Annotated in this window: 18 protein-coding genes; 3 read left to right on the top strand and 15 right to left on the bottom strand. The window is 45.2% G+C overall.

The genetic code is table 11. From position 1 onward, the window contains the following. Positions 1-159 precede the first annotated feature (159 nt). The 9 genes from MKY85_RS12920 to MKY85_RS12880 form a co-directional block, all read right to left on the bottom strand. Positions 160-1,491 carry a HAMP domain-containing sensor histidine kinase gene (locus MKY85_RS12920; RefSeq protein ID WP_342572770.1) on the bottom strand — a complete coding sequence of 444 codons (1,332 nt, stop codon included), beginning with the start codon at positions 1,489-1,491 and terminating at the stop codon, positions 160-162. Positions 1,492-1,493: 2 nt separating this feature from the next. Continuing rightward, on the bottom strand, positions 1,494-2,162 hold the full coding sequence (locus tag MKY85_RS12915) for a response regulator transcription factor (RefSeq protein WP_339260783.1): 669 nt from the start codon (positions 2,160-2,162) through the stop codon (positions 1,494-1,496). 28 nt (positions 2,163-2,190) lie between these two features. Then, positions 2,191-4,155 carry an ATP-binding cassette domain-containing protein gene (locus MKY85_RS12910; RefSeq protein WP_342572767.1) on the bottom strand — a complete coding sequence of 655 codons (1,965 nt, stop codon included), beginning with the start codon at positions 4,153-4,155 and terminating at the stop codon, positions 2,191-2,193. A 287-nt stretch (positions 4,156-4,442) separates the two neighbouring features. Continuing rightward, complete coding sequence (locus MKY85_RS12905; protein WP_342572764.1) at positions 4,443-6,377, bottom strand: S-layer homology domain-containing protein; 1,935 nt, start codon at positions 6,375-6,377, stop codon at positions 4,443-4,445. 77 nt (positions 6,378-6,454) lie between these two features. Then, on the bottom strand, positions 6,455-7,855 hold the full coding sequence (locus tag MKY85_RS12900; protein ID WP_339260780.1) for a dockerin type I domain-containing protein: 1,401 nt from the start codon (positions 7,853-7,855) through the stop codon (positions 6,455-6,457). A 192-nt stretch (positions 7,856-8,047) separates the two neighbouring features. Then, positions 8,048-9,340: an amidohydrolase gene (locus tag MKY85_RS12895; protein WP_342572762.1), complete on the bottom strand. Its 1,293-nt coding sequence runs from the start codon at positions 9,338-9,340 to the stop codon at positions 8,048-8,050. Positions 9,341-9,418: 78 nt separating this feature from the next. After that, positions 9,419-9,712, bottom strand: a complete 294-nt coding sequence (locus MKY85_RS12890) for a hypothetical protein (RefSeq protein WP_339242124.1) — start codon at positions 9,710-9,712, stop codon at positions 9,419-9,421. A gap of 74 nt (positions 9,713-9,786) precedes the next feature. Then, positions 9,787-10,890 carry a saccharopine dehydrogenase NADP-binding domain-containing protein gene (locus tag MKY85_RS12885; protein WP_342572761.1) on the bottom strand — a complete coding sequence of 368 codons (1,104 nt, stop codon included), beginning with the start codon at positions 10,888-10,890 and terminating at the stop codon, positions 9,787-9,789. Continuing rightward, complete coding sequence (locus MKY85_RS12880) at positions 10,874-11,581, bottom strand: class I SAM-dependent methyltransferase (RefSeq protein WP_342572759.1); 708 nt, start codon at positions 11,579-11,581, stop codon at positions 10,874-10,876. The genes MKY85_RS12885 and MKY85_RS12880 overlap by 17 nt, the downstream gene beginning before the upstream one ends. Before the next feature lie 129 nt (positions 11,582-11,710). Here MKY85_RS12880 and MKY85_RS12875 point away from each other — a divergent pair, with 129 nt between their 5' ends. Then, on the top strand, positions 11,711-12,820 hold the full coding sequence (locus tag MKY85_RS12875) for a helix-turn-helix transcriptional regulator (protein WP_342572758.1): 1,110 nt from the start codon (positions 11,711-11,713) through the stop codon (positions 12,818-12,820). Between the two features lie 188 nt (positions 12,821-13,008). Here MKY85_RS12875 and yidC read toward each other — a convergent pair whose 3' ends face one another. The 3 genes from yidC to MKY85_RS12860 form a co-directional block, all read right to left on the bottom strand. Further along, a complete protein-coding gene (gene yidC, locus MKY85_RS12870; RefSeq protein WP_339260772.1) occupies positions 13,009-13,896 on the bottom strand; it encodes a membrane protein insertase YidC in 888 nt (295 codons plus the stop codon). Next, a complete protein-coding gene (locus MKY85_RS12865) occupies positions 13,833-14,183 on the bottom strand; it encodes a hypothetical protein (protein ID WP_342572757.1) in 351 nt (116 codons plus the stop codon). Before MKY85_RS12865 ends, yidC begins: the two co-directional genes overlap by 64 nt. A 92-nt stretch (positions 14,184-14,275) precedes the next feature. After that, positions 14,276-15,895: a DUF4173 domain-containing protein gene (locus MKY85_RS12860; RefSeq protein ID WP_342572756.1), complete on the bottom strand. Its 1,620-nt coding sequence runs from the start codon at positions 15,893-15,895 to the stop codon at positions 14,276-14,278. 135 nt (positions 15,896-16,030) lie between these two features. On the opposite strand from MKY85_RS12860, the gene MKY85_RS12855 reads away from it, so the two are divergent. Continuing rightward, on the top strand, positions 16,031-17,821 hold the full coding sequence (locus MKY85_RS12855) for an ABC transporter substrate-binding protein (RefSeq protein WP_342572755.1): 1,791 nt from the start codon (positions 16,031-16,033) through the stop codon (positions 17,819-17,821). A 67-nt stretch (positions 17,822-17,888) separates the two neighbouring features. Here MKY85_RS12855 and MKY85_RS12850 read toward each other — a convergent pair whose 3' ends face one another. Then, positions 17,889-19,229, bottom strand: a complete 1,341-nt coding sequence (locus tag MKY85_RS12850) for an FtsW/RodA/SpoVE family cell cycle protein (protein ID WP_342572754.1) — start codon at positions 19,227-19,229, stop codon at positions 17,889-17,891. Next, positions 19,226-19,561 carry a helix-turn-helix transcriptional regulator gene (locus MKY85_RS12845; RefSeq protein ID WP_167483549.1) on the bottom strand — a complete coding sequence of 112 codons (336 nt, stop codon included), beginning with the start codon at positions 19,559-19,561 and terminating at the stop codon, positions 19,226-19,228. Before MKY85_RS12845 ends, MKY85_RS12850 begins: the two co-directional genes overlap by 4 nt. A gap of 239 nt (positions 19,562-19,800) precedes the next feature. Between MKY85_RS12845 and MKY85_RS12840 the strand changes: the two genes are divergently transcribed. Then, the gene (locus tag MKY85_RS12840; protein ID WP_342572753.1) at positions 19,801-20,385 is read left to right on the top strand and encodes an AAA family ATPase; all 585 of its coding nucleotides are present in this window, start codon (positions 19,801-19,803) and stop codon (positions 20,383-20,385) included. Between the two features lie 431 nt (positions 20,386-20,816). On the opposite strand, the gene MKY85_RS12835 is transcribed toward MKY85_RS12840, so the two are convergent. After that, entirely contained in the window at positions 20,817-21,782 is a 966-nt protein-coding gene (locus MKY85_RS12835; protein ID WP_342572752.1) for a TIM barrel protein, read from the bottom strand. Positions 21,783-21,828: the final 46 nt, after the last annotated feature.

Here is a 21,828-nt window from a genome sequence, read left to right as displayed (position 1 = left end):
ACGTCTCTTCTATTTTATCAAATGATTCACTGCTAAACAAAACTATATATGAAATTTTGTTGAGTATCCTAATATCAAAAAAAGCAATATGAAGCAATCTGAATCCTGAACGTACAGGAGCCGATTGTATTCATATTGCTGCTTTCAATTCTGGGTTGCCTAAGATGTGATAACCGATCTGGGAATCGTGACTATAAACTGCGTACCTTTTCCAACTTCGCTCTCTACATCAATGGTACATTGATGCAATTTCAAAATTTTAATCACAATGGACAACCCTAACCCATTGCCTCGAAGTGAGCTGCTTCGCGCTTTGTCTACCATATAAAATCGATCAAAGATATACGGGAGGGCTTCCGCAGGTATTCCTTGTCCAGAATCTCTAATCAATACCTTCACGAATGAAGATGACGTCTCAATCTCGACATGAATGGTACCCTCAGGACCGGTGTATTTGATCGCATTGTTTATTAAATTCTGCCAGACTTGATCAAACAAATCTTTGTCCACGGTGATCTCGCAGGGCAACAAGTCCAATTCGATCTGTATATCCTTCTGCGACCACTGCGGCTCCGCCAATAAGATCGCCCTTCTTAATTGTTCATCGACCTGGAACGTGGTGAAATGAACCGGATGATGCTCCGAATCCAGCGAGGCTAGCCGAAGCAGATTATCACTGAGCCTCGATAAGCGCAGCGTTTCCTCATAGATAATATCCAGATGCTCTTTCTGCTCTTCCAAAGGAATAACACCATCCTGTAGTGCTCTGGTAAATCCCCTGATCGAAGTGAGCGGAGACTGCATTTCATGAGAGACGTTGCTGACAAAGTCATCACGAACCGAATCGATTTTTTGCAACTCACTGGCCATATGATTAAAGCTCTCCATCAGTTCCCCGAACTCATCCTGATTATTATGTTTCAAGCGAACAGACAGGTCACCTGATGACATCTCCTTCGCCGCAACCGTTAACCTCTTAATCGGTTTCACAATGTACCCGGACATGAACAGGATTAACAGGCTACCAATGACCAGTACTGTTAATAGTGAGGTTAAGAGCGTGTTGCGCAGTGTGTGAAAAAGAGAAGAGAAATCGCTTTGTATCAGAAATGTGCCGATCCCCTCGTTTGTTCCGGGAACACCTATGGTCGCAATGCCATCTTTACTGGATATAAACATGGCATCGGTTGTCCCCGCCTCAAATAACGAATGAACTTTATCCTCTGGCAAGGAAGACAACACGTCACTTTGTTCATTCACGGGCGTGATATTTAAGCCATAGCGGGCAAAGATATCGAAGCTTGATTTCACTTTTTCCGGATCATCGATCAGGTTAATCATTGTAGCGATGTCTTCAGCAAAGGTAACCATAAAACGATTCGGCGCTTTTTCGCGGGACCCGTTATTGATCATAAAGGAGAGAATCAAACTCACCAGAACAATCCCGATAAAGGTAGCTACAATTCGAAGTCGCAGGCTCTTCCTCAGCATCTTCATGCCCGCTCCAGTCGATATCCAAGTCCTCTTATCGTTGAGATTACCAGTTCAGGTACAGGTTCAAGCCGTTCCCTTAACCGCTTGATGTGCACGTCGACTGTACGCTCATCGCCTTCATAATCGATACCCCATAGATCATCGATAAGCTGTGTACGTGTGAATATTTTCCCTGGCGAACTCGCCAGAGAAAATAACAATTCACATTCCTTCTTTTTCAATTCAATCGTTTGTCCGTCCGCAACGACCATCAGATTGCCCAAATCAATCGTTACACCGCTGATCTGAATGATATTCGATGAACTTTTGTTATATCGTTTCAATAACGATTTTACACGCAGGATTAACTCCACAGGATCAAAAGGTTTAACCAGGTAATCGTCTGACCCGGCATTAAATCCTCTGACCTTGTCCTTGGATTCTCCCTTGGCGGTGACCATCAGGATCGGAATATCCAGATAGGATCGGATATCTTCTGTCAATTCAATGCCGTCGATTCGAGGCATCATTACATCCACAATCGCCAGATCAACTTTCGTATGAGAGAGAAGATCTAACGCCTCTTGACCGTCTGCTGCTTCCAGCACGGAAAATTGATTCTTTTCAAGATAGATTCGGATTAATTTGCGGATATGGGAATCGTCGTCCACCACCAGAATCGTGTTCATGTAGCCATTATCCTTTCCGCCATTCGTTTTATTCGTATCGCAAGGATTCCATCGGGTCCAATTTCGCCGCTTTTGATGATGGCATCAAACCAGCCACGATACTAATCGCTGTACTTACCACGAGACCAAACAAGATGTAATATCCCGAGAGATGAATCAGTTTTGCTCCAAACGCATTGTCCAGAAGTATATTTAACACATAACTTATGATCACTGCAAAGATTACCGCAATAATACCACTAAATACGCCTAATAAAGCAGATTCCGAGAAGAATATTCGCTTGATATCCTTCTTTCTCGCTCCAATTGCCCGCAGTATTCCGATCTCTTTCGTGCGTTCCACGACACTAATATAGAGTACAACCAGTATCATAATACCGGATACGATCAACGAAATGCCTGCAATACCCGCGAGTACAATGGAAGCCATACTTACGTAAGTCGTAATATTCTCCATGACCTTGGCCATCTGGGAGCCTGCGAAGCCAGCGTCAACAGCAGCTTCATTGATATCATTTACATATTTCATATCGGTGGCATAGGCATTAACCTGAATCGGTCCAATTGATATTCCTTTGTCCGAGAACATCTGCTCTAACGTCCCTGATGAGATGTATCCCGGGGATTGTTGCATTGGAGATCGTTGATCTGCCGCTTCGTAGATCCCTGAGATGGTTACTTCTTTCTCCAAAGTCACTGGTTTATTATTGCTATCCATCTCATTGATATATAGAAGCACGGACTTGCCGATCATGGAATCAGCTTGGTCATTTCCGCTTAATTTATTCGCCGTATCAAGGGGTAACAAGATCTCATTTTCTGCCGGGAGAACTCCCGTTGTCATCAGTGCGGGATCAAAAGCATCCGTTAATGTCGTTAACTGCGTAAGTCCCACACTTTGTTTTTCATTCACCATCGTTGATTGGCCTGTAATGGTCGTAATTGTCTCTACATGATCCACATTAGGAAAATTGCGAATCCTCTCGATATCAGCTTCGGTGAACGGTTCACCTGTTGCCATCAAGGCTTCGGGACCTTGCATGTCCTTGGCTTCTTCACTCGGCTTGGTTATATCCACAAGCAAAGGGTCCATACTTGAATTGATTTCGTCGTTCATATACGTCGTTATCCCATTCCCCAAGGAAAGCATCAGGAGTACACTTAATATACCTATAGATCCACCCAAAGCGACCAGGACATTACGCTTGGCGTTGAGTTTCATATTTTTGAGTGCCATCTTGAAGGAAGCAAGCAAGCCCAGGCTCCGGGAAGAACCTTGACCACTTTCGTAGACAGTCGTAGAAGGATCTTTGAGATGAATATCATCACTGATGCGCCCCTCCTCTACCTTCACAATACGTGTACCGGAGTCAGCGACTTTCTGCGAATGAGTTACGGCGATCACCAGCATTCCCTTTTGGGCTATGCTGTCGAGCAGGGCCAGGATTTGATTTCCGTTTTCTCGATCCAGCGCGCCTGTCGGTTCATCTGCGAGAATAATGTCCGGATTGTTGGATAAAGCCCGTGCAATGGAAACCCGTTGCTTCTGACCTCCGGATAACTGGTTGGGACGTTTGTTCAGATGATCCTTCAGTCCAACCTCTGTTAATATATCAACGGCACGTTGATTTCGCTCTTTTTCATTGGTATCCGTCATTTGCATCGCAATCATCACATTTTCGAGGACAGACAGATGCGGGATCAGATTGAAATTTTGAAAGACAAAGCCGATATTATTCTTTCGGTAATCGTCCATTTCCTTCTCTGTCATGGCACTTAGGTTCTTGCCACGAACAACGACGTCCCCTTCATAATCGGAATCCATCCCACCAATGATATTCATCAGTGTCGACTTACCGCAGCCAGATTCACCAAGGATAGAGACAAATTCCCCCGTCTCAAAACTCAGGTTCAAACCGTGGAGGACCGGAACTCTTTCTTTTCCATATAAGGTGTATGACTTCTTCACATTTTTGACTTCTAGTATTTTCATATGGATCTCTTCCTCTCCTGATCAAGCACAATATCTATCTATTTGATGTTCATATCGTACCAAATCTGTATGAACTGATAATGAACTGGGCCATTGGCCTGTAGGAGTGGTTCAAAAGAACGATATGTAAAAAACACCTACAGCTTTGCTTGAAATAAATCATTTCAAGTAAGTGTAGGTGCAAGACAACCCGAATCCTTAGATATAAGGACTCGGGTTGTCTTATTTCGTTACTATTCTGTCATCGTAGTGTCTGTGTAAATAATCTTTAGTTCAACTTATATCGTTTAGATTAATCCGGCTTTTGCCAGCAACCTTTTCACAATCGCCGCCGATTGCGCACGACTAATATCAGCTTCTGACATCAATTTGCCATCAGCACCTTGTACCAGTTCTTGTTTAATTGCCGAAGCAACCGGCTCTGCAGCCCAAGCCTGTACTTTAGCACTATCACTATATGTGCTAAGCAGACTTGTTGTCTCTGACGCGTCGGCCTGTGCCAGACCGACCAGTTTCATCGCACGTGACACAATCGTCAACGCTTCAGCACGAGAAATTTCGCTGTTCGGACGGAAGCTGTCGTCAGCATAACCTGAGATCAGTCCGTAGGACACGGCCGTCTGAACCTCATCCTCATACCAGCTGCCAGTTTTCACATCTGTGAACGATGCCGCTTCTGTACTACGCGGTGCGTGCAGTCCCAAACCTCTTAACAGAACAGCCGTAAACTCTGCCCGCGTAATACTCCGGTCTGGCGCAAACACGTTCTCACCAGTACCTTGTACGATCAGACGGGATGCCAGATCTTGTACGTCATCCCGACTCCAGTGACTTGATATATCGCTGAATGTTGTCGGGTGATAGATCAGGGTGTAAGTACTGTTCGTCAAGCTGTTAATAATAGCAGAATCTTGCACGTTACCTTTGATAACCTTCGTCGGCACATGCAGAAGACTGCCATCTGGCTGAAGCACAACACCAGTCGTAATCTTTGAACCATCTACTCCCTCAGGCAATGTGATGGAGCGTTCTACATAAGAGTTGAAACGATCCACATTGACTTGTTGTCCATTCCAGATGGCTTTTACTTCAAAATCAACTGGAGCTGCAACCACCGTAGTATTCTGCATCTTGTCCGCTGCGGCCTGAATGGCTGATTGCTTGGATGCAGCACTAGGTGCAATAGCGATTTGAATGGTAATATCTTCGAGTGGAACAGTGCTTCCGAATTGGTTCAGAACCTGATCAATCTGAATCTGGTTTGCCGGGAGGGTGTACGTACCACTGTCTGTCTGAATGACAACTTCGGCATTACTTCCTTCCATCGTTTTAACCAGTTTGCCGTTCAGTTCACCAACGACCGCATCCTTGCCAGTACCTGTAATCGGCAGCAGAAGTGTTCTTAGTCCACTTCCAATCTGATTGATGACTTTGTCATTATCCACGTGAACAGTGGTGGTAACCAGATTGTTTACGGTTGCTGTAGTAGCAGTTGCAGATTGTTCCTGTTTTTGTCCGTTCACATAGATGTCTACACCTTTGGTTGCCGCTGGAGTGGATGGAACAGGAGTAACGACGGGTGAAGTTGGCGATACGCTCCCTCCCGAGGAGGAACCTGGATTAGGTGTAGAATTACCACCGCCCGAGTTTGCTGCTGTAATTGTGATGGTTCCACCGGACAATTCAGTGTAATTTTCATAATCTAAGTTCGTGAAATTCCAGCGTTCTGGATCTTCACGATTTACCGTTAGTTTTTTCGTTCCTGGAGACGTGTTACTTTTGGCTTTCACCTCAATATCAAACAGCTGCTGTTCCACAGGAATTGGATAATGACCTGCAGTGAAATCGGCCCAGATGATCCGCACCCAGCCAGCTTCATTATCAATCTTATAATGGAAGTTTACTTCATTGTTTTCCACTATAGTTGGAAAATTGTTCCCGACATATTTAGGGGTGATACGTACGATCTCCAGTGCAGACGAATCATAATCAATCTGCATGCTATACGCGGTAATTGCACTGTAATCGGGTTGTTTTAACGTCACAGGAACATGGACGCTCTGACCAGCCTGTACGCTCACATCCGCAAACTTCACTTGCGATGGTTCCGTTGGTCTAGCCTCCACTATATTCGGTAATACGAGTGATGAGAGTAACGTCAGTGCGATAAGACCTGACATTGTTTTTCTGATTCTTGGACGTTTCTTTTTCGGTTGAAACATGTGATAACCTCCGTGTCTATATTCTTTAATAGATGGTACGATAGAGAAAATTTGTTACTCTATATTACAGACAACGATCAAGGTGGTGGTGGTGGTCCTTCTTTGGTAGTGAATGTCCATTGTTCCCCATTTTGTTCCACTATTGTCCCTGGCATCAAAGCATTATCAGAGGTCGCCATAAAAGCACCTTCCGAGATTTCAATAGAGTAATTCGAGTTATATTGTAGGGTTGGATTATTAATTGTGACTGTACTTTCGTTTACAAAAAATCCAATTTGGAACATAGTAAAGTAGGTAGCTTCGATACTATTGCTCGTAAGATTCCTAATGATAATGCTATAGCCCATTTCTGTATTCATTTTAATCGGTTGATTAAAATGAATAACCAACGGTTCGTTTACCTTAACATCTGTAGAACCATTAGACGGAGACAAACTCTGGATTGCTCCTTGAGCATTTTCCGCTGAAGTAACGACCTCTCTTCCAGAAAACATTAAGGATCTACCAAGGAATGGCTCATCCGAAATAGATCGAGGTGTGACTTCAAGGAAAAGATATTTCCCTAGGTCATCGGCTGTAATATTATAATTTTTTGACGTTTCTCCCGTGATAATTTGCTTTTCATTTCCCCATGAATCTGAAGTTCTATACCATTGGTACAGAGGTTCATTCGACATATCTTCATCGACATCCAACTGATCGTATGTACCAGTGATCGTGCTTCCCACTTTCATCTCACCCGTTATTTTAGCATTCAATGCAAATGGTGCATCCTGTACTTCTTTAAAAGTTAGCACATAACGGTTGTCCTTCTTGCCGAGCTTGTTCTCGGCATAACCATATAATAAAGCATTTGCATCTGACCAATTAACTTCACCATCACGGTCAACATCCATCCGATTCATCTCAACAGCAGAATAGGAGCGACGGTTAAATTCATTACGAAGATGTTTCAATAGTGCTACTGCATCCGCAGAATTCACTTGGCCATCATTATTCACATCGCCTTGTTTACTAATATATAGTTCGAAATTATCCGTAACAGTTTCTCCAGATAAAGTATAATTGGCTTTCAACTCAATGTTGATTTTACCGTCTCTATAGGGAATAACTACCAGATTATTTTCATTGTTCACATATACGTACGCCACACTAGGATTGTCTGAACTGGCCTTGACCGAATCGTATGTGGTGAGTGAAAAATGGTTGTTTAAATCAATTTCAACTGTCTCATCAAGTGCCTCGATTGGCGTATACGACACGAGAGAATGCTGATTTGAATCTTCCGATGAACGACTCAGCCATCGAATGTACTCGCTCAGTACAGGTTGTGAAATCTTAATCTCCGGACCAATTGCACCTGCGTTAGCCTGTGGAAGCGTTCCACCTATAGGCAATGCAATGCCCAATCCGAGCGCAGTCAACATGCTTTTTTTCAATATTGGCTTAAGCCGTTTTTTGTTTTGTTTCCCCTTCAATTCATGTTCCTCCTCGTGTACATTTCTAATTTGAACAACTACACGCTCAGTATAACGAGTCATTCTGAACCAATTCTGAACAGGACCATGGAACTATTCCCAGTTGTAATTCGACAAAAAACGCCATGGAGTAAGCCTCCATAGCGTTTTGAGCACAAATATTTTTCCAGTTTGGATTAAATTCACTAAAAATTAAATTCCCTCAACAATCCTTTTGGCTCTAACCTTCACCTCACGGTAGAGTTCATCCTCATCAATCGTTAACAACTTCCTGCCTTGCATGAGGATCTGACCGTTCACAATCGTGGTATCCACATCCGCACCGTTTACACTATAAGCCAGTAACGATTCTACTTCATGTACCGGTTGAAGATGTGGTTTCGCCAGATCGATCAGGATCAGATCCGCCTTGCGCCCCACCTCAAGTACACCAACTTCATCCTGTAAACCAAGCAGAATAGCACTTCCGCGTGTAGCCATGCGTAGAACGTCCTTGGCTGGCAAGCGTGTGGGATCGCCATAGTCTAGCTTTTGCAGCCAGGTCGCCGCTTTGATCTCCTCGAACATATCCACGGTTGTGGCACTTCCCGCTCCATCGGTTCCGATCCCCACGTTAATCCCCTGGGCCAACATCTCGGTAATCGGAGCGATTCCACACCCCAGCTTCAGATTGCTGACCGGATTGTGTGCTACACCACCACGCATACCCTTCAATCTGCTGATATCTCTTCGATTGAGGTGCACACCATGCGCAAGCAACACATGTGCCTGTTCGAACATCCCCGCCTCTTCCAAATACTCCGTCGGGGTCATGCCATAACGTTCACGAATCTTCACGACTTCCTCTTTCGTCTCAGCCAGATGAATATGCAGCGGGATATCCTCCTTGACAGCCATAGCAATGACTTCACGGAGTAGCTCTACGGGACATGTGTAAGGAGAGTGGGGTCCATACATGGTTGTAATCCGCCCATCGGCGGCTCCAGACCAGCGCTCTACAAGATCAATCGCTTCCTGCAACCTGCGTCCCCCATCGTCCTCCATGAATACCATTCCGCGTGTCAGCGATGCCCGGATACCTGTTCGCTTGACCACTTCGGCAATCTCGTTCATATGAATGTACATATCGGCAAAGGCAGTGGTACCCGAACGGATCATCTCGGCGATGGATAACTTAGCTCCCCAATAGATATCTTCCGGGTTCATCCGCGCTTCAGCAGGCAGCATTTTGCGTTCGAGCCAGTCCATCAGCTTCAGATCATCCGAGAATCCCCGGAGCAGGCTCATTGGTGTATGTTGGTGGGCATTAATGAGACCCGGCATGGCAATCTTATGGCGGCCATCAATAATCTCATCTTGCGGTTGAGGCAAAATGTGGTCAGCAATCTGCGTAATGCGATCTCCTTCAACACGAATATCCCCCGTAAAGGGGGCATCGGCATCTTTCATCGTTAGAATCGTAGCTTGCTGAATCAGTATACTCATTACATTCACAGCTCCTCTGAATTGGTTATCGTTCCTTCCATATCCGAGGTTAAGCCTTCACGTAACGGCAAGGTCAAGTCATTTTAATTTTTGAATCGTCATCTTTCTGAAACTTTGTATAAAAGGTTTGGGATCAATTTCGACCATATATGGATATACTCCAGTGCTCGTGTGCAGATAGAAAAATCCACCTTCATTACCCATACGGCGAAATGACATATCAAACACTTCCGTGATGTTGAACTCACGGTATTTGGTCACGATTTTATCTGAATACAGAATCATCGAACGGGCATTCACTTCAATCTCTTGGGCGAGACCAGTCACTTCTCTCTGTACTTTGTAATAAGGTAATACAGCAACGCAGTTCATGATCTCCCTCCATTCATGCCATGATTATTCTTACATCATAGCAGATCGGAGGGTGCCAGCAAAAGAATATGAAACTAGGTGATCCTGGTCGTCACCTTTAGTGGCGTATGAAGTGCATCCTGAATGTCCTGCAACGAGAGAACCTGTTCGATATGAAACACACCATGCGGCAAAGCTGACTCTATTTTATATACATGTTCGGCCACAGCTGCTGCTACGGCTGCTGTTGCATCTGCTTCCTTATCGCCAACAAGCAATTGTTCGACGCGGATTCGTTCCCCATTTTCCCACCCAATGGCATCGACCTTGACCGCATACATCGGCTCTCCTCCAGGAATAAGACCAAAGGCCTTCACTGTTCCATTCCGAATAGACGGGATACGCAGCAGGGAAAACAGCCCTATACGTTTGGAGATTGCCATGGATGTTGTGATCCAGCGGGAATCCAGGCATAGTCTGGTCGATACGGTTGGAATACGTAAGGTCCGAGCAACCACGTGTTGGTCCGAAAAGTTAAATCGATACGCCTTCCGGTTACCCAATTCCGCTCCAAAATCGATCCTTTTGCCATCTCCGAAACTTTGCACCTCCGTAGGCTTGCCCTTTTGCATCACCTGGTAGGTGGCATTCATCTGATCAACCGTCCACTCCACGGCTGCTTTTCCGTGTTTCTCTCCAAGTCCCAGCATCACGGTAATGTCTGCTTCCTCCACCTGATCCATATGCATGGTCGCTTCGCGTACAAGCAAGTTTGTTACTCCCGGTGATAGTCCAACGCTGAGTATTGCGGTCGATTTGGAATGTTGCATTGTGGTGTGCAGCTGTTCAACCTGAGCGAGAAATTCATACTTTGCAGAAATATCAATATAATCGGTTCCGGCTTGTGCACAGGATTCAACAAACCGGGTATCACTCTGATCGACACACATGATGACCAGCTTCACAGACCGTAACATGGACGGCTCCACAGGTTTGGTCACATCCAGTTGTAGCGGCAGTACCGCACCACCTGTAGACCTGCTGAATTCTTCCGCACGGTTCATGCGTGTACCCGCAGCCCATACTTTCCCCGGGAACAAACGTCCCAGTTGAGTACATATCATCTGCCCTACTTGACCATAACCGCCAACGACCCAGATCTGATCTTTCACAAGCTTCACATTAGTTTCGAATTGCATAATATCCCTCCACCCAGAACGCCCCGAAGTAACGTGTAATATGTGAGAAACCGCATTCGGTCAGTAGCTGAGTCATCTCTTCAGAGCATATTGGATCGGATTCACGGCCCAAGGAAGCAGCAAAGCGCTCCCACTCTTCAGGAAGTACACCCACACTCAGCATGTGATCCTGCCAAGCTTGCATCATGATTGAATGTGCCGGAGAACGAAGATCGGCATTTACAGCCGCAATGATCAGTGGTGCACCCGGTTTAAGTCTCGCTGCCAGACTTGTCAGGAATGCTCGTTTGGCCTCCATCCCTTGAAGAAAATGCAACATGAGCATGCTTGTCGCCCCATCATATAAAACAGCCTCCGGCAATGCTTCAACCGTGACAGGTTGCAGCGTCACTCTGGAGCCAATACCCGCTTCCGCGACTCGTTTCTCAGCAAGTTGCAGCATCGGCAGCGAAGGATCTACTCCCGTGAACATCCAGTTGGAATGGAGTGAACCCATCAGAGCTAATTCTTTTCCCCCTCCAGCTCCAGCAACAAGTATATGAATTTCGTTTTTATCCGCAAGATATGCTGCAAGCAGCCGTTCCATTAGATCATGCATATGAGAATAACCCGGAATTTTCAAGGCTATCGATTGTTCGTAACGATGAACATCTGCTGTTTCCCAGCTCATCGGTGATGGATTGTGATTCATGGGCACCGCGCTCCTCTTGAATTGAAGTTAGACTTGACTCGTTGTTCGTCTAATTTCATTATAGAAGGATACGCTGAGCCTACAATCCCAGAACATTGGGATATTCACATAGAGAGAGGAGAAACCTTGTTGACATCACCTATTGACCGGAGCCACAGACTTATCACTTCTCTTGAAAAAGGAACCTGGACCTCACGTACCTACCGGGAAGCTGTTCTCAAACAGATCCAATCGGTTGTACCGTACGACGCATACTGTTTCACCACCGTTGATCCTTTGACTCTTCTCTCCACTGGAGCCGTGACAGAAGAAGGCATTGAAGCCATTCATGATCGGTTATTCATGAATGAATACATGGAAGAAGATATACATAAGTACGCTGAGTTAATTCGCAGCGGTGAACATACAGCTACACTTCATACGGCCATGAACGCGCAGCCTGAACAAAGCCCACGTTATATCAACATTCTTCAGCCAGCGGGGTTCGGTGATGAACTGCGCACCGTATTCGTCAGTGGAGACGCTTGTTGGGGATATCTGACGCTGTATCGCAAGACTGAGAATTCTTTTTTTACAGAAGAAGAACGGTTGCTGATTCAGACCTGGACTGCTTCGATTGCATCGATGCTGCGGTCCACAAGTCTGACCCTTGTGGAGGAAATCACGAGTGGAAGTCCTGAGGAACCCGGGATTATGATCACCTCGGATACGTTCCAGCTCTTATCCCTGAACGCCCCGGCAGAGTATTGGCTGTCCCAATTGCGTATGCTGGAACATATAGGGCCGGATGTTCTGCCCCGCCCGGTACGTGCAGTGAGTTCGCACTTGCAGCGCAAGAATCGGGTAGAACAGGCTGACGATACTCAACTCACTCCCAAATCGCCCTCCAAAGTCTGTATCCAGCTTCCGGATGGCCGTTACCTCATACTTCATGCCAGTCTTATGCAACAGATTACAGGACCAGATCAGATCGCTATTCGTTTGGAGCAGGCGATGCCACAAGATTTGCTGCCCTTGCTCGCCGAGAGCCATGGATTATCCAGTCGAGAACGGGAACTGCTGGGTTATGTGCTTCGCAGCTATTCGTCCAAAGAGATTGCTGCAGCGATGCATATTTCTGTCTACACCGTTCAGGATCATTTGAAATCGATTTTCGCCAAAACCAAGGTATCCTCACGTCGAGAGCTCATCTGGTATTTCGTTTCCCGTTTCCAGCTGTCGGATGAACCGGCGATATGACGTGACGGAACAGATGAATAGCTGCTCAATAGAATGTAAGTACATTTAATCTACTTCGTTTCTTGAATACAGCAAAAAAAGAAGCCGAACCTGAAGGATCGGCTTCTTTCTTAACCTTTTGCTACATATCACACGTTCATTACTACATACATTCATAAAGCGGCCGTAATTAACGTCCATATGTTACCCTACGACTTTGCAGGTTTCCGAGTAGATTTGGAGGAACCAGATTTTTTATTCTTTTTCTGACTCACTTCCACAATTACAGGCTCCTGCGGGTGTTCTACCGGGTACATCTTGCGGAATAATAACGTCTGTAGTACCAGGAACGAACCCCCAACCGTCCAATAGAGCGGCATGGCTGCAGGGGCTGTTAGAGAAAAGAATGCCATCATTAATGGGGAGAGATATCCCATAATGGCAAACTGTTTTCGCTGTTCAGGCGCCATATTAGCTTGGGATACCTTCGCTTGAATCAGATAAATGACCGCGACCACCACAGCGAGCACGTAATCCGGTGCACCCAGTTTGAACCACAGGAACGAATGTGAGGACAACTCCGGTGTAAGTCGGATAGCCGTGTAAATACCTGAAAGTATAGGCAACTGAATGAGCATCGGCAAGCAACCAATATTCAGCGGATTGAACTTATGTTTCTTGTATAGCTCCATCGTTTCCTGAGACAGCTTTTGCTTATCAGCAGGGTCATTTTTGCCTTCATATTTTTTCTTGAGGGCATCCATCTCGGGTTTCATGGCGTTCATGATGACTCGTGTTCCCTGCTGGGACTTCGCTTGACGCATCATCAATGGCAACAGTGCTAGACGAATGACCAGCGTGATCACAATAATCGCCACCCCATAGCTTCCATTAAATATGGTGGCAATATGCTGAATCAGATACGACAGTGGAAATACAATGTAATGGTTAAAAAATCCCGGTGTCGATGAGGTAATCTCCGACACGTTGTTGCTGCATCCGGCAAGCAGCATGACTGCAAACAAAATAGCAATCAGGCCATAGATCCGTCCCTTGCCCGATGTAAACGTGAATCCCTTGTTCGTCTTATGTTCCATATATATCCTCCTCGTTGATTTGTTGACCAATCGTTCAACGAGGAATGACAATCTGGTTCATCTTCATCGGGCGCTTCTCTTCGTCTAATCATGCGGCTCCAGTCTTCCTGTCTGTGCTGTCTGTCCAAACACAGGGCGGGAAGTACAGGTTCAAGTCCACCACCGACGCCACCTTCCACCCAGTACTCCGTCATGCCACAATGAAGATGGGCAATATAGGCATAACTGACGGTGAAGATGAGTCCAATCGAGAATAAATATGGTAATAACTCGTGCAGTTCAAACAAGGGATTCACCCCCTTTATAGGTTAGTTTTTATATTATAACACTTACATATTGTTTTTGCATAAATCCGTTCGTGAAAATAGCCAGTATTCAACTATTCCGTTCTCAATTTGGACATTTCTAGCTCAGCTCTGTGTATTGCAACGTTATAGGAAGGCCAGGAACGATTGGATGTATCCCTCTCCAGATAGGCTTGACGTTCCAGCATTTCTCTCTTGAGATCCGGGTACTCCTTCAGAGCAAACTCTCGAAGTAACGGAGTCGCATCTGCCGATAGACCTGCCAGGTAGGATGCATCAATATTGCCAGTTTGACGGTAACGTTCTATGTTCAATTCGGCAATCCTGCGATCCATGCCCACATAATTGACGGCAACATATGCAGTCAGTGCGAGCACAATATACCAACGGATCAACGGAATCGACGTATAACGTATACGAAGGCCGGCAATCAGCAACAGAAGTGCGAGAAAGATCATAAATGCGTGTACCAGGAACCGGATGTACGTATATCCATATGCCTGTTCATACAGATTTAGGCGCATAAACGCGGAATATAACATAATTGCTGAACAGCTGACCAGAATCAGGAGAAGTGCCTGATGCACGATCATGCCTACTTTTCCACTCGGACGTGTGAATTGCAATGCAACAATAAGAATAAAGAAATTAATACCCGTAACGAGAATCAACTCTGCGAATCCACTTCTCGTATACTCAGCGTATGACAGATCTACCGGAAGATGTCCCTCTCCGGCACCAAACAGATACGAAAACTGCACAAGTACGAACATAACGTACACACAGTTGATGACGATCAGCATGGTGCCCACAATGATGGGGTCCAATCTGAATGGTCCTCGAAGAACCGGAGTGCGTTCGGGCTCGGGTGTAATTTTATTCGTAACCTGACCCTTAGGGAGTGGATCCACAGGAGAGTATATATAAGTGTGATCACGCTTATCAAGCGTGGTTGCTGCTCCACTTTTCCAATGTGCATTCTCTCTCTTCTCTGCCTCATATTGCATCGGCTGGACAAATCCCCATACATAACCGAATAACAATATACCTCCGATGAACATCCAGATGATTCTTGGCAGTCCTGGTGTAAGGGTCAGTTGATTTAACCACTCCGGGAAACCGGATAAATATTGATCGAAGACCCCGTCAGCGGATGACAATAACGTGATCACAACAATAAGAATAGGCAAAGATGCCACAAGACCGATGAGCACTTTAAAAACAACTGTTTTCTGTGATTTGCCTATGCCACGCCCCCCTGCTCTCACAGCAAGGGCCCCAACAGTCCCCCAATGACGTATGGCTTGAGGCAGTAAATGGTCAATCGCCGTACCAATCAACCCGATCTCCCACCACTGCTTCTGTTTTCTACCCATTAGATACGTCATATGTAAGATAATTAAGCCCGGTACAACCAGGAAATTAAGTACACGCAGCAGTTCGTTGTCGTATAAGAAAAACGTTAGCGATAACAACAGCACAACACCCGCCACAAATGCATCAATCAACTTGAAGGACCTTATACGGTCCCGTGCAAACAGATACATAAACACGTATAAGAGAATGACAAAGATCGGATACGATACGCCCAAATCATTACCATAGAATAAATACTGGTGAATGATAGCAAGTATCCATGCAGACAGTAGCGTGATTAGAGCACGATGCGGTGAAGCCATTATTTTATCAATCATGGGAAAAACCTCCATTAACCTTTCTATGCTATATTCTAGATGATAAAATAGGAATATAAATAGAAATTAAAAACGATAAAACTTCTTATTTCAGAGGAATACGTCAGAGTTCACCTCCAGGAGGGAATCATCACTTTGAAATTACATCAGCAATATCTGCTGTTACATCGCCAATACGGTCATCATACAGAACATGAACTTACGCTTGCCGACCTCGCTGAATTGCTCGAATGCACGCATCGTAATACATTAACGATTGTCAAAAAGATGGTTGCTCATGACTGGATTAGTTGGGTTTCCCAACGTGGCCGCGGTCGTCGTTCATCACTGACTTTGCTTGTTCCGGCCGATCAAATCGCGGCTGAATACATGATGCAAGCCATGAATCGACGGGAATTGCAGGAAGCTGCCGAGCAGGTGAGTGCATTCTCCAGTTCAACACCCATGCAGGATCATCTAAACCAGTGGTTGCTCGGGTATTCGGGACATCATACAGAAGCCGGCACCAATAATGAGCAGATTGATACACTACGGCTACCCCTGCACCAACAGCTTCATGCGCTTGATCCGCTGTACATTAATCTGTTGGCTGAATCCTTTGTGACCAGCCATGTCTTTGACGGGTTGGTTCAACGTGGTGAAAAAGGGGAGATTCTCCCCTGTCTCGCTCATACTTGGGATGTCAGTGCAGACCGACAGACCTGGACGTTTTATTTACGAAAAGGCATTACATTTCACAATGGTCAGATGCTGACGTCCCATGATATTGTGCATACGTTTGAACGGTTGCAATCTACAGACCGCCGAACACTGTACCGTGATGTGAGTAAACAGATTTTATCTATTGAAGCGATAGGTCCTTTAACCGTGTGTTTCCAGCTTAAAGATCCTCATGAATTGTTTTTGTCTTTCCTGACAACAAGTCGTGCGGCGATTGTACCTTCACCCGGAACACACGAACAGAGGATGAGGCATACGGGTGATGTGGATGGAATGCAAAAACCTGTCGGGACAGGGCCGTTCAAGGTTACTGCCTGGGATGATCACTTGTGCAGACTTGAAGCCTTTTCATCGTATTTTCAGGGTAGAGCACATATGGACCGGGTAGACATCCTGCAAATTCCGTGGAGTGCCTCGGCCAAAATGGACGATAGTCAAGAGATCGAAACTCCGTTCTTCCATCTTGTTCATAATCCATCTTCGTCCGAAGGTGCAGACTGGACTCAGATTAGCGCAGGTGTGATGGTTCATAAATTACTCACGTGTAATACGCAAAAAAACGGACCGTTAAACGATCCGGTAGTAAGAGCACACGTCCAGTCATGTCTTGCTGGAATGTATAGAGATGACGGACATGCAGATGACTCTGAGGTTGTGGTACCTCATTTTAGTAAAGCGAGTACCCAAATGGTCCAGGTACATTCGGAGGGATGTAGCCATATATCTCAACGACTCACTGCCACTCGTCCCGTATCCCTGCACATTGCAACCATTCCACAATATCGCAGGGATGCCCAACAACTGGCATCTACATTGGAGCAGTGCGGTTACTCCTGTACCGTCCGCACAGGCACGATGGAGCAGTTCAAAGGAGATTTGCGGCTAGAGTCCGATCTGATTCTCTTTTCTCTGATTCGGGATAGAGACGAAGAACTGCGCAGGTATGATCTCTACTCCACCTTATCCGAGCATCTTGAAGATTCGGGTCGAATGACGATTCATGAGATGTTGCAAACCATTGCCGCCTCACCATTGGCAGCAGATCGAACTTCTGCATTAGACCGAATTGAGCAATTCTTGGTCAACCAGAACTTACTGTTCCATTTATCTGAAAAACCGGTAGAGACGGCTTATCTGCCTTCCGTGCGTGGCCTATCTTTCAACAGCCAGGGCTGGGTGAACCTGCGTCATATCTGGTTTCCGTGAATGCTCATTAAACATCGTATTATATTATTTTATATAGTGGTACCATCCGATCGAGCGTCTTTTAAAATTATTTTGACATTGTCGTGATCGGCTGTCGAGGCTTCTTTCTCAACGAAATAGTGTCTTTGCGTCGATATACTCCAAGAAGTAAACCCATCATGGCGTATTCTAAGATCAGATGAGAACCGAAACCAATAAAAGGGAAAGTAACGCTAACAACTGGAACCTTTCCCGTAGTCATCGCCAGTGAGTAAAACATTTGCAATGCGAACATCATTGTAATACTAAACACGATCATGCGACCAAATTCATCGAGTACATGAGGTAGCATTTTCAGCATACTAGCAAGAAACCATACGATACCAAACAACAACAAGATGCCTGCTAACCAACCAAATACATCAATAAACATTACACCAGGGTAGTCCATATAATACCCTTTAAAGTGATGGTCAAAAGAAGTCGCAGAACCGTTTCCCCACCATCCGGCGGAATGAAGAATACTCATAATTGATTGGTTATAGCTACCATGTCCTAGCGGGTCATTTTGGAGATTAAACACGGCAGTGAGTCTCTCAAACCGCCTGTACTCACCACTCAATAACAATTGCATCATAGTGATAAGTCCCGCAATTGCAGCCCCTACAAATGTATACAGCCATTTTCGTGTAATCCAGGCAAACAAGATAATAGTTGCCGTTCCGAATGGAAACAATCGCACCCAATCTGAAGCTTGTAACAGGCTAAAAGACGGCAAAGCTACAAGAAGAATATAAGTTGAGACGGATTGTACGTCACACTTGGTACGCAGCTTATCCAGCATAATCGCACCTATGGCGAGGGGCAATACCCACATGGATATCGTCGTGAGATCAATGGTTAACCCAAATATGCTCCAGAACCGTTGTACACCATAATCAATCGGTGATACCAGCGGATTAATCCACAACATACCACTTAACAAAATATAGATCCACCAAGCAGCTTTTTTCCATTTCTGATAATCAAAATACATCAAAAACACCATCAGTACTAAACCAAAAATAGTGTAGATCAAATGACTTTTATACAAGAACTGAAAGGTTTCAACAGAGATATTTGTCGTATAAATCCACGTCAACAGCAGACTTATGATTAGCAAACTGGAAAGTCCCGTTAACAGCCCCCAATGCATACGATGGCGATGCAGTCGGTGCATACTCTTGCCTACAACAGCTGGATCGCCCATCTGTTCAATGGCGTATGCAATTGCTTCTTCTTCTGAATAACCTTCTTGTTCTTTGTCCAAAATCATCTCTTCCATGTGGTTTCCCAACTCATCACGCAAGTCGTTATGTACCTCGCGAGCTTTAACCTCAACACACATGTGATCAAGATAATGCTGAATTCGTTCATCTCGATTCGTCATGTCAGGCCTCCTTCCCCAAGCACCCGATCCACAGCTCTACGGAACAAATTCCACTCCGCTTTTTTACTTTCTAAGGCCTCCATGCCCTTGTCACGAATCGAATAATATTTACGTTTACGGCCTTCAACCTCCATCCAGTACGACTCTACCCATCCTTCAATCTCCATGGCATGCAAAATAGGATATAACGTGCCCTCTTTCAGATTAAACACACCCTCAGATTGACGATGTAATTCCTTAATTAATTCGTAACCGTACAACGGTCGTTCCTTCAATAAAGTTAGGATTAGTGTCTCGGTACTACCCTTAATCATTTGTTTGTTAACCTGCAACGCGCTCACTCCTTCCTTTTCATACTTTTAAATCTCTTCTGATCATATACATCGGAAACCTATGCATAGAACAACTAGGTATGATATTACCTTATCCTTCCTTTTCTGTCTAGCTAACATGCTTCTTTATTTATGTTAAAATGAACAAGTCCTTTCATTCACGTACTCTAGAATCTATCTATTCGTATAACTCAATACATATCTTATTTTTTGAATCTAGTTAAGGAGGCATTACATTCATGAGCAAACTAATTTTCTTTCTCGGCGGGGCCGGAAGTGGCAAGACCACCCTTGCCAAAGCCCTTTCCCGTAAACATAAAGCGGCTTTCTTCGATATGGATATCCTGCTTCGTCCCGCGGCTGAGGCAATTATGACCCTTCAGGGACTCGATCCATCCGACCGGGATTCGCCTGAATACAAGCGGCTGTGCCGTGATCTTGGGTACCGCATTACGATGGACGCAGCTCTGGATAACGTTCAGTTGGGTATCGACACGATCGTTGTCGGGCCATTTACCAAAGAAATCGGAACCCCGGATTGGATTGCTCAGGAACTTGCAAGAATTGAGCGTTCTCTGGAAGACACGGATGTGCGGGTGGCTTATATTTATCTGGAGAATGAATCGTTGTATCACGAGCGGATTACAGCGAGACAATCTCCATTGGATGACTGGAAACTCGCAAACTGGGATGCCTTCACAGCTTCTCTCGTCCGTAAAGAAGTAGCCTGGCCGCTCCCTGCTTCATCCGTCGCTTATATTGACAATTCCAGTGATGATCCTGCGATTGCCTATGCCGAACTTGAACGACGGATGTACGAGTAAAAAGAAATAACTCCCTCATCTTGCTTTGATAATTAGGTAGAATAAACGCAACTTTCGCCAAGTTGTGACTTACTTCTTGAACTCTAACGAATCTGAGCCACCTTATTGCCTTGTTTAGACTAATATTAAAATTCTAACGAACCTCAGCAACATTAAGCGGCCGAATATGAGTACAAATCGGCATCAATGCGCTAAAAATAAAGAGATAAGTTGTCTCAGATTCGTTACGATTTTAATATGGCTCATATACTTGAAATAGGGTGTGTCAGGTTCGTTAGCTCTCCAAATATAAAAAAAGGATCTGTCTCACCAAGCCTCACAGGCCGATGAAACTGATCCCTTTTTCATTTAATAGCCTCTCATAACCCAGTCCATCCGTAAGATGAACATTTCCCAACATATGTGCTGAGCATAAAATATACTTGTTCCCTTTATCCGCGCTGACGCGCCGCATGACGTTCAGCAATGCGAGACGTAATCATTCCATGACTTTCATCAATCTCTTCCGGTGTACAAGCGGCCTTCAGCTCATATACTTTCACTGGTGAACGGTCGATGATATCCAAAAATGAATCAAAGAAAGTCATGTCTTTACTATGAATGTACGGACACCAATGATCTGCCAACCCTACGGTTTCATGAATATGCACGCCAACCACGTGATCAATCAACGCGTTAGCCTCACGTACATTATCGTACAGTCCCATTCGATCCATCATCATGCCGTGACCAATATCGTACCATAGACCAAGCGGCGCGCCTTTCACGCGTCCAATAATCGTTCCCGCTTCGTGCAAAGTCGGCATCTGATAACAGCGTGAACGAGTCTCAATACCAAAATTCACTCCATATCCCCGCTGCTCCGACAAGTCACATACCTCTTCCAGACTCTCCTGAATCCGGCTCAGGTAATGTGCGCTGCCATATTCCCGCTTCTCCAGCATCTCTTGCCATAAAGATTGATACGCCGGAGAGTCCGGCCCCTGATCGTGGTATATCTTTTTCAACGCTTCATCTATATTGTATTCAAACGGCACCTCACCCGGATGCACAACAACAGCCTTGGCGCCATAACGATGTGCATACTCGGCAGAGCGAAGTAACAGTTCAATCGCTCGTTTGCGGCGCGGCTCGTCATCAAATCCGAGCAGGACGGAATCCGTCCCATAATCTGGATCAGCCACATGCGGAAATGTGTTATGCACACTGGATACACCGATTTCTCCTCGTTCAATCATCGGCTCTATCGTCTTCAGCATCTCTTCCGTGACGTTGTAGTTCAGTTCAACCTGTCTGAATCCAAGAGATTTGATCTCTTCAATCATGCCTTGTCCGGTCGTATGACGTTTGATGTTCCAACATGTTGAAAACGAATATTCCTGCTTGTCCGTGTACATGATTATTCCTCCTGCCTCTCATTCTATCGCCTATTCATATTCCTTT

This window comes from Paenibacillus sp. FSL R5-0749 (genome assembly GCF_038595085.1).
GTDB lineage: Bacteria > Bacillota > Bacilli > Paenibacillales > Paenibacillaceae > Paenibacillus.
The sequence above is the reverse complement of the archived record's forward strand: the minus strand, read 5'-3'. Positions and strand labels throughout refer to the sequence as shown.

Excerpts from the sequence above, each read along its gene's own strand:
- MKY85_RS12850 (WP_342572754.1), bottom strand. The coding sequence starts at position 19,229 with ATGACGAATCGAGATGAACGAATTCAGCATTATCTTGATCACATGTGT.
- MKY85_RS12895 (WP_342572762.1), bottom strand. The coding sequence starts at position 9,340 with ATGAGTATACTGATTCAGCAAGCTACGATTCTAACGATGAAAGATGCC.
- MKY85_RS12905 (WP_342572764.1), bottom strand. The coding sequence starts at position 6,377 with ATGTTTCAACCGAAAAAGAAACGTCCAAGAATCAGAAAAACAATGTCA.
- MKY85_RS12835 (WP_342572752.1), bottom strand. The coding sequence starts at position 21,782 with ATGTACACGGACAAGCAGGAATATTCGTTTTCAACATGTTGGAACATC.
- MKY85_RS12915 (WP_339260783.1), bottom strand. The coding sequence starts at position 2,162 with ATGAACACGATTCTGGTGGTGGACGACGATTCCCATATCCGCAAATTA.
- MKY85_RS12885 (WP_342572761.1), bottom strand. The coding sequence starts at position 10,890 with ATGCAATTCGAAACTAATGTGAAGCTTGTGAAAGATCAGATCTGGGTC.
- MKY85_RS12920 (WP_342572770.1), bottom strand. The coding sequence starts at position 1,491 with ATGCTGAGGAAGAGCCTGCGACTTCGAATTGTAGCTACCTTTATCGGG.
- yidC (WP_339260772.1), bottom strand. The coding sequence starts at position 13,896 with ATGGAACATAAGACGAACAAGGGATTCACGTTTACATCGGGCAAGGGA.
- MKY85_RS12860 (WP_342572756.1), bottom strand. The coding sequence starts at position 15,895 with ATGATTGATAAAATAATGGCTTCACCGCATCGTGCTCTAATCACGCTA.
- MKY85_RS12910 (WP_342572767.1), bottom strand. The coding sequence starts at position 4,155 with ATGAAAATACTAGAAGTCAAAAATGTGAAGAAGTCATACACCTTATAT.
- MKY85_RS12890 (WP_339242124.1), bottom strand. The coding sequence starts at position 9,712 with ATGAACTGCGTTGCTGTATTACCTTATTACAAAGTACAGAGAGAAGTG.
- MKY85_RS12880 (WP_342572759.1), bottom strand. The coding sequence starts at position 11,581 with ATGAATCACAATCCATCACCGATGAGCTGGGAAACAGCAGATGTTCAT.
- MKY85_RS12840 (WP_342572753.1), top strand. The coding sequence starts at position 19,801 with ATGAGCAAACTAATTTTCTTTCTCGGCGGGGCCGGAAGTGGCAAGACC.